We start from the raw sequence: 6,836 nt of genomic DNA, 5'->3' as shown, positions 1-6,836 counted from the left end.
GCCATCGGCAGCTGGCACGCTGACCAAGCCGCCATAGAACGGCGCCGCCGGTGCTTCTTCAAATTGCCCTGCCACGTGTAGCTTGGCGATAGCGTCGGAAAGCGCGTCGATCAGGCGATCGCCAACGTCCCCTTGCGGCACCATCAAGCGGCGGGCGCAGGTGCAGCGCTGACCACCGGATAAAAACGCCGACTGCAGAATAGTCAGTACGGCAGCACGCTCGTCGTCGACATCCTTCACCACCAGCGGGTTGTTGCCGCCCAATTCCAGCGCCAGGATTTTATCCAACTGCCCGGCGAACTGCTGCTGCAACATGCCACCCACTTTAGCGCTGCCCGTAAACAGCAGGCCGTCAATGCCGGGGTGCGCTGCCAAGGCTTGGCCTACAGCGACACCACCTTGCACTAGGTTAATCACCCCTGCAGGCAGCCCTGCTTCCACCCAGCACTGCAGGGTTAAATCGGCGGTCAACGGGGTTTGGTCGCTAGGCTTAAACACCACGGTATTACCGGCGAGCAACGCGGGTACCATATGGCCATTGGGTAGGTGACCGGGGAAGTTGTAGGGGCCAAAGACCACCATGACACCGTGGGGGCGATGGCGCAGTACGGCTTTCGCACTACCCACTTCTTTTTCCCGCTCACCAGTGCGCTCATGATAAGCCTTGATAGACAACGCCACCTTTCCGACCATCGCGCCAGCTTCAGTGCGTGCTTCCCAAAGCGGCTTGCCGGTCTCAGAGGCAATCGCTATCGCTAACTCTTCACGACGGGCGGTAAGTACCTCAACAAAACGCTCAACAAGTGCTTGGCGCTCAGCAAACGTAGTGCGCGCCCATTCAGGAAAAGCTACACGCGCGGCATCAATAGCGGCGCCAACCTGTGCGCTTGAAGCCGAAGCACCTTGCCACAGCAGTGTTCCTGAAACCGGATCGTGCTTTGTGAAGGTATCGGCATCGCCCGTTACCCAGGCGCCGTTAATCAGTTGCTGCTGTTGGGCGTGCATGTTTATCTCCTTCCCGTATGCGTGCTTGTTGTGCGAGCTTGTTATGTATATTTATTCTGAAAGACTGTTTAAAACCGTTCTTGAAAAGCTGTTCTCGAGAAGCTGTTCTTGAAAGGCTATTTTTGAAAAACGGTTCTTGAAAAACTAGGTTTCCAATAAGCGTAGGTAGTCACCCGTCGTCACGCCCAGGCGATCCGCTTCTTGCGGGTTAAGCACGATGGTGTTTTCCTCGCTGGGTCCGCGGCCTATCCAACTAGCGGTGAAGTTAAGCATCTCGGTAGAGGCTGCCAGCCAGCGGCTGACGCTTTCGTCGGGAGCATTTTGAGAAACTTCCACTTGGCAGAGCTGCGAATTACGAATCGCTCGCACGTCGTCAATATAGGCTTCCACCGTGGGGCCACCATCGAAAATATCGATATAGCCTTCCCAACGCAGCCCTTCTTTTTTGAGCATTTCAAGGGCTGGTCGAGTATGGCGGTGCACTTGGCCAATACAGGCAAGTGCCTCTTCCGACATAAAGGTGGTGTAGATCGGGAACTTAGGCATCAGCTCACCGATAAAGCTTTTTTGGCCTAGCCCGGTTAACCGATCGGCCTCATTAAAGTCCATGGGGAAAAAGTGTTTACCCAGGCTTTCCCAAAAGGGGCTGGTGTTATTTTCATCAAACACGCCGCGCATTTCCGCCAGCACTTTTTGCGGAAAACGGTCACGGAACTGAGCCATAAACAGCCAGCGAGCTTTGGAAAGCAGCGCGCCATTACGTAGGTGTTTATTCGCTTCGCCGCGATATTCAGGGCGTAAGAACAGCGAGCATACTTCCGCATCGCCAGTGTGATCGGAACTTAAAAATAGCGTGTCGATTGTACGGTGCAAGTCCAGTTGTACCGATGAATGGGCCAGTGTTCCCAAGCGGTAGTGGTAAAATGGCACTTCACGACCTACTTGACCTTCAATAGCGCAGCAACCGGCCAACTCTCCACTTTGCTCATCTTCCAGTACAAAAAAATAGAGTCGATCATCGGCTGGCGTGCGCTCTTCAAAGGCACGGGCAGCGGCTTCAATTTTGCCAGCCAAAAACTCGCGGTTATCCGGCAGTGAGGTAAAGCCAACGCCTGCCTGTTGCGCAAGCGCCTGGAGCCCATCCAAATCGTCGCGGGCAATGGGTCGAATGCGCATTACATCTCTCCTTCATCAAGCGCATCTACCGCGCTTGGCAGGCTTAATGGCGCGGCTAGCACCGCGCGCCCCTCTTCAACACCCAACTGTTTAGCGTGCTGTGGTGAAAGCATTAATTGCCCAGTAGGCGAAAGCGCATAACGCGCCACAATACAGCGGAAATCACCTAAGGTTTGATTGGCAATCATCGCAGGCTCTGCATCGGGCAGCGCGTGTTCAGGGCGTACCCTGACAGGATGCCAAGCGGCACGACGGAAAGTTTCCAATCGCTCACGCTCGGCTTTTACAATCGGCCCTGCGTCGAAAATATCGACATGGCGGGAGCGCACAAAGCCTTCTGCCAGCATTTCTGCTAGTGCATCTTCATGGGCAGGATGCTCTCGGCCAATGGCAGCGCGTGCCTGAGGCGTTAGCAGCGGTAGATAAAGCGGAAATTGCGGCATCACTTCAGCAATAAAGCTTTTCGAGCGAACGCCAGCAATGTGATTCATTTCTTGGAAGCTGCGCGCAAAAAAGTGGCGACCGACGCTTTCCCAAAAAGGCGATTCGTTGTTGCCATCCAGATAGCCCGGAAAGGCGACCGCCAGAATGCGTGAAAAACGCTCGGGGTATTGAGCAATGAACATTAGTCGCGCACGGCGTAACAGACTTTCTGCACTGGTGCCTTTGTAGCGTGGGTTAAGCGATAGCGCACAGAGCAGCGTGGCATCAGAGGCTTCATGAGAAAGCGCCAAGGTTTGCACTTCCCGGCGCACATTCAGCTGTTGAGAAGCATGAATCAGCGTTTCCTGGCGATAGGTGTAGTAGGCTTCAGCTGCGCCTGCCTGGGCGCGAATAGTCGCCGTGCCGAGTACTTCCTCGCGGTCATCATCTGCCAGTACGAACATGTAGTGCTCGTTACCAGGGAACTCTATGTCGCTATTAAAGGCTTCCTGGGAGCGCACAATGCGCTCCTCAAGCCGATCACGGTTGGCGGGCAGATTGGTGAGCCGCGGCACCGCGTGCTCTGCCAACTGCTCCAGGGCTGGAAGATCAGCCATTGTTACCGGTCGAATTACCAGCATCCTTAACGCCCCCTCTTGTGTGGCTTCTTGCCTACTCATGCGCTGGCAACTAGCCGCTCAATAGCACGCTCTAAACGCGCCATACCCTCAGCAATATCCGCTTCCGGAATGACTAAAGATGGCGCCATACGTAGCACGTTGGGACCCGCAACCAGTGCCATCACACCCTCTTCGATAGCCAGCGGCAGAATGTCTTTAGCGCGGCCTTCAAAGGCATCTGACATTTGTGCGCCCATCAGCATTCCCATGCCGCGAATTTCTTTAAATACGCCATATTTGCGGTTAATGGTTTCTAAATGCTCGCGGAACAGGTCGTGACGGTGCTTAACGCCGTTAAGTACTTCAGGAGTATCAATGAATTCCACAGCCGCTAGAGCAACCGCAGATGCCAACGCATTGCCACCGTAGGTAGAACCATGGGTACCAATCGCCAGAGACTTCGCAATCGCATCCGTGGTTAAAGTGGCACCAATCGGGAAGCCGCCGCCCAATGACTTGGCACTGGTGAGAATATCCGGAGTGATACCGAAGTTTTTGTAGGCGTAAAGTTCACCGCTGCGGCCAACGCCCGTTTGTACTTCGTCAAAAATCAGCAGCGCGTTGTGTTCGTCACACAGATCACGCAGGCCCTGAAGGAACTCTTGGGTCGCGGGAACAATGCCGCCTTCGCCCTGCATCGGCTCAACCATAATGGCACAGGTATCGTCGCCCACTAGCTTGCGTACGCTTTCCAGGTCATTGAAGTTGGCATGCAGAATGCCACCTGGCACCGGGCCAAAGCCTTGCGAATACTTGGGTTGACCACCCACACTCACGGTGAAGAAAGTGCGGCCATGGAAAGACTGATAAAACGAGATAATTTTATCTTTCTGCTCGCCATGGTGGTCTACCGCCCAACGGCGGGCTAGCTTCAGCGCAGCTTCGTTAGCTTCGCCGCCGGATGAGCACAAGAACACTTTATCGGCAAAAGTACGCTCAGTGAGTGTTTTGGCAAGTGCCAGTGCTGGCTCGTTAGTGAATACGTTAGACAAGTGCCAAAGCTTTTCGCCCTGCTCTTTAAGCGCATTCACGAGCACAGGGTGGCAGTGGCCAAGCGAGTTCACTGCAATACCACCAGCAAAGTCGATATATTCACGCCCCTGCTGATCCCACAAGCGGCTGCCTTCGCCACGCACTGGAATAATCTGTTGTGGCGAGTAGTTTGGCGCCATGTAGTTATCGAAATCCTGACGGCTTGGGGTGTAGCTCATGGGACGATACCTCCGGTGGAGTAAAGGATAGATTCAGTATACGGGGGGCAATAGACGCCGTGCTTTCAGTATTGGGACGGTAAATTATGAAAAGCCGCGCTTATCCAAGCCGTTCTTCCCGCGGTGTAATGCCAAAGTGATTACGATAGGCGGTAGAGAAGTGCGCACCAGAAGAGAATCCGGTCATCAGCGCGATATCACCTACCGGGCGATCGCTCTCTCTTAATTGTTTACGCGCATCTTGTAAGCGTAAATCCAGGTAATAGCGACTGGGCACTGCCTGCAGATACTTTTTGAACAGTCGCTCTAGCTGGCGTCGAGAAATACCCAAATGCTCGGCCAGCTCTAGCGTAGAAAGCGGCTCTTCAATATTAGCTTCCATCAACGTGACGGCATCTACCAGGCTTTGTGGCGCATGGCCAAGGCGATTACGCAGCGGTACATGCTGGCGTTCATCGGCTAAGCGAATGCGATCACAAACGAACTGCTCTGAAACCTGCTCGGCAAGGCGCTGGCCGTGATGCTTGCCAATCAGCGTTAGCATCATATCCATTGCCGCAGTGCCACCGGCACAGGTTATCCGATCGCGGTCAATTTCAAACAGTTGCTGAGAAAGCGTGACCTGAGGATAAGCCTGTGCAAACGCATCGAAGCGCTGCCAGGGCAATGTGGCGCGGTAGCCTTCTAATAGCCCGCAGCGGGCAAGCACTTCCGTGCCTCCCGCAAGGCCACCAATAGCCACACCTCTGCCCTGATGACTGCGCAGCCACTCATTTAGCTTGGCGGGCAGTGCATAGGGTAGTGGTGTAGGGGCACATACCAACAGCATATCAAGCGGACCGAGCGGCGCGCCTAAGACATGTTGAGCGAGTAAGGAAAGTTGTGCGCCACTGCGCACAGGCTCATCGGTTAAGCTTAACGTAACGGTGTGGTAAAGCATCTGCCCGCTTAGCTGATTGGCCATCTGCAGCGGCTCGATAGCGCTCGCATGGGCCAACAGCGAAAAACCAGGCAGCAACACAAAGGCCACCCGCCGACGTTCACTGGCGGATGACATCAACGTACTTGAGGACATAACAAGTTGCTTTGCTGCATAGAAATCGCCGCCAACTTAGATAAATAGCTAGAGAAAAAGCCATCTTACCCAATTGCGCAAGTGAAGGCAGCGCTATGGCTCTTAAAACTAAAATAGGAGGCATAAATACAAAATTGCCGGGCACTAGGCCCGGCAACAGAAGGAGTATGTGTCTTGGTTAACCGCCGCTATTGCCAAGCCCCAGGATGACAATGCCCGCAACGATAATGCCCATCACGATAATGACTAAAGGAAGCACCTTATGTAGCCCGTTAGGGGACTTTTTCGCTTCTGGCTGCCGTTGCGGCTGAGATGTTTCAAAGTCCTCAGGCAGACGTTCATTCATTACGTGCTCTATCTCTTCTTCCCGGGTTTTGCTTTCCTTGGTATCCATACAACACCTCTCGCTTTCCGGTTAGATGATCAACAGCGCGGCGATTAACCCTCCTCGTCACGCTTAGCGCTATAGTGTAACGACATCAAAGTGAACATCTGGGTTCACATCTGCGTCGTAATCTACGTCATCACGCTCGAAGCCAAACAGCTTCAAAAATTCGTGCTTATATCCAGCATAGTCGGTAATTTCGAACAGGTTCTCTGTTGTGACAGTCGGCCATAGGTCTTGGCAGGCTTGTTGTACGTCGTCACGCAGCTCCCAGTCGTCAAGACGTAGGCGGCCTTGGTCGTCAGTGACCATATCGTCAGGCTGGCCAGAATAAAGACGCTCTCCAAACAAACGGTTTAATTGATCGATAGTGCCTTCATGCAGGCCCTGCTCTTTCATGATGCGGTAGACCATGGCGATATACAGCGGCATGACTGGAATCGCGGCACTCGCCTGGGTAACGACCGACTTAAGTACGGCAACATTGGCACCGCCGCCTGTCTCTTTCAGCTTGGCATCAATCGCAGTCGCGGCGCGATCAAGGTCTTCTTTCGCTTTACCCAACGCACCGTGCCAGTAAATCGGCCAGGTAATTTCAGTACCGATATAGCTAAACGCCACGCTACGCGCGCCTTTCGCCAGCACACCCGCGTCGTCCAGGGCGCTCATCCATAGCTCCCAGTCCTCACCGCCCATTACTGTGATGGTATCGTCGATCTCTTGCTGAGTGGCAGGCTCGACTTCTGCCTCGATGATGGCGTCTTTATTCGTATCAATCGCGGTAGCGCGATAGGTTTCACCAATCGGCTTCAGGCTCGAGCGCTTTACTTCCCCAGTATCTGGCAACTTGCGCACTGGTGAAGCTAGGGAGTACACCACCA

7 protein-coding genes (1 of these 7 cut by a window edge) are annotated in these 6,836 nt (G+C 54.0%); all 7 read right to left on the bottom strand.

Annotation, left to right across the window (positions count from 1 at the left end):
* Positions 1–1,005: the 5' portion of a succinylglutamate-semialdehyde dehydrogenase gene (gene astD, locus INT22_RS17890; RefSeq protein ID WP_193068668.1), read on the bottom strand. 492 nt of this gene lie to the left of the window's left edge; 1,005 of the gene's 1,497 nt are visible here — the first part of the coding sequence; the start codon lies at positions 1,003–1,005; its stop codon lies beyond the left edge, outside the window.
* A gap of 144 nt (positions 1,006–1,149) precedes the next feature.
* Positions 1,150–2,181 carry an arginine N-succinyltransferase gene (astA, locus tag INT22_RS17885; RefSeq protein ID WP_089039522.1) on the bottom strand — a complete coding sequence of 344 codons (1,032 nt, stop codon included), beginning with the start codon at positions 2,179–2,181 and terminating at the stop codon, positions 1,150–1,152.
* On the bottom strand, positions 2,181–3,245 hold the full coding sequence (locus INT22_RS17880; RefSeq protein ID WP_193068667.1) for an arginine N-succinyltransferase: 1,065 nt from the start codon (positions 3,243–3,245) through the stop codon (positions 2,181–2,183). The genes astA and INT22_RS17880 overlap by 1 nt, the downstream gene beginning before the upstream one ends.
* Positions 3,246–3,280: 35 nt before the next feature.
* A complete protein-coding gene (locus tag INT22_RS17875) occupies positions 3,281–4,495 on the bottom strand; it encodes an aspartate aminotransferase family protein (protein WP_089039524.1) in 1,215 nt (404 codons plus the stop codon).
* A gap of 100 nt (positions 4,496–4,595) precedes the next feature.
* Entirely contained in the window at positions 4,596–5,570 is a 975-nt protein-coding gene (locus INT22_RS17870; protein ID WP_174412707.1) for a GlxA family transcriptional regulator, read from the bottom strand.
* 178 nt (positions 5,571–5,748) lie between these two features.
* Positions 5,749–5,964 (bottom strand): hypothetical protein, encoded by a 216-nt coding sequence (locus tag INT22_RS17865; RefSeq protein ID WP_089039525.1) that lies wholly within the window; start codon positions 5,962–5,964, stop codon positions 5,749–5,751.
* Positions 5,965–6,033: 69 nt separating this feature from the next.
* A partial coding sequence (fabV, locus tag INT22_RS21445) for an enoyl-ACP reductase FabV (RefSeq protein ID WP_226912874.1) occupies positions 6,034–6,836 on the bottom strand: 803 nt, incomplete at its 5' end.

Source organism: Halomonas sp. 3D7M (genome assembly GCF_014897885.1).
Lineage (GTDB): Bacteria > Pseudomonadota > Gammaproteobacteria > Pseudomonadales > Halomonadaceae > Vreelandella.
The sequence above is the reverse complement of the archived record's forward strand: the minus strand, read 5'-3'. Positions and strand labels throughout refer to the sequence as shown.